Source organism: Pandoraea cepalis (assembly GCF_902459665.1).
In the GTDB taxonomy this organism is placed as follows: Bacteria; Pseudomonadota; Gammaproteobacteria; order Burkholderiales; family Burkholderiaceae; genus Pandoraea; species Pandoraea cepalis.
In genome coordinates this window covers 1-1,819 of record NZ_CABPSL010000044.1, presented here as the reverse complement: position 1 = coordinate 1,819, position 1,819 = coordinate 1, and the positions used below count along the sequence as shown (strand labels likewise).

Here is a 1,819-nt window from a genome sequence, read left to right as displayed (position 1 = left end):
TTGGTGGGTCTGGAAGGACTTGAACCTTCGACCCCCGCCTTATCAAGACGGTGCTCTAACCACCTGAGCTACAGACCCGACTTAGATCTACGCAGTCAACAACCGATAAGCGTGAACACTCAACTTCCAGTGCATGCTCTAGAAAGGAGGTGATCCAGCCGCAGGTTCCCCTACGGCTACCTTGTTACGACTTCACCCCAGTCATGAATCCTGCCGTGGTAAGCGCCCTCCTTACGGTTAGGCTACCTACTTCTGGCAAAACCCACTCCCATGGTGTGACGGGCGGTGTGTACAAGACCCGGGAACGTATTCACCGCGACATGCTGATCCGCGATTACTAGCGATTCCAGCTTCACGCAGTCGAGTTGCAGACTGCGATCCGGACTACGATCGGTTTTCTGGGGTTAGCTCCACCTCGCGGTTTGGCAGCCCTCTGTACCGACCATTGTATGACGTGTGAAGCCCTACCCATAAGGGCCATGAGGACTTGACGTCATCCCCACCTTCCTCCGGTTTGTCACCGGCAGTCTCCCTAGAGTGCTCTTGCGTAGCAACTAAGGACAAGGGTTGCGCTCGTTGCGGGACTTAACCCAACATCTCACGACACGAGCTGACGACAGCCATGCAGCACCTGTGTTACGGTTCTCTTTCGAGCACTCCCACCTCTCAGCAGGATTCCGTACATGTCAAGGGTAGGTAAGGTTTTTCGCGTTGCATCGAATTAATCCACATCATCCACCGCTTGTGCGGGTCCCCGTCAATTCCTTTGAGTTTTAATCTTGCGACCGTACTCCCCAGGCGGTCAACTTCACGCGTTAGCTTCGTTACTAAGGAAATGAATCCCCAACAACTAGTTGACATCGTTTAGGGCGTGGACTACCAGGGTATCTAATCCTGTTTGCTCCCCACGCTTTCGTGCATGAGCGTCAGTATTGGCCCAGGGGGCTGCCTTCGCCATCGGTATTCCTCCACATCTCTACGCATTTCACTGCTACACGTGGAATTCTACCCCCCTCTGCCATACTCTAGCCTTGCAGTCACGAATGCAGTTCCCAGGTTAAGCCCGGGGATTTCACATCCGTCTTACAAAACCGCCTGCGCACGCTTTACGCCCAGTAATTCCGATTAACGCTTGCACCCTACGTATTACCGCGGCTGCTGGCACGTAGTTAGCCGGTGCTTATTCTTCCGGTACCGTCATCCCCCCGAGGTATTAACCCAGAGGATTTCTTTCCGGACAAAAGTGCTTTACAACCCGAAGGCCTTCTTCACACACGCGGCATTGCTGGATCAGGCTTTCGCCCATTGTCCAAAATTCCCCACTGCTGCCTCCCGTAGGAGTCTGGGCCGTGTCTCAGTCCCAGTGTGGCTGGTCGTCCTCTCAGACCAGCTACAGATCGTCGCCTTGGTGAGCTTTTACCCCACCAACTAGCTAATCTGACATCGGCTGCTCTTGTAGCGCGAGGCCCGAAGGTCCCCCGCTTTCCTCCTCAGAGCGTATGCGGTATTAATCCGGCTTTCGCCGAGCTATCCCCCACTACAAGGTACATTCCGATGTATTACTCACCCGTTCGCCACTCGCCACCAGGTGCAAGCACCCGTGCTGCCGTTCGACTTGCATGTGTAAGGCATGCCGCCAGCGTTCAATCTGAGCCAGGATCAAACTCTTCAGTTTAAACCTGTTACTGTTTTCGGTTTTTCGTGATAAATCACTCGAACCGGTCGCTCTCAAAGTATGCTGACAAGTTAATTACTTAACTTACCTATTACTTATGTGAGCCTCAATAAATTTAAAGCTTATCTGCCGAAGCAGACGCAC

1 tRNA gene and 1 rRNA gene are annotated in these 1,819 nt (G+C 53.2%); both read right to left on the bottom strand.

Going from position 1 to position 1,819, the window contains the following annotated elements:
• Position 1 precedes the first annotated feature (1 nt).
• Positions 2-78, bottom strand: a tRNA-Ile gene (locus PCE31106_RS23840).
• Between the two features lie 64 nt (positions 79-142).
• Positions 143-1,675 (bottom strand): 16S ribosomal RNA (locus PCE31106_RS23835).
• Positions 1,676-1,819 lie beyond the last annotated feature (144 nt).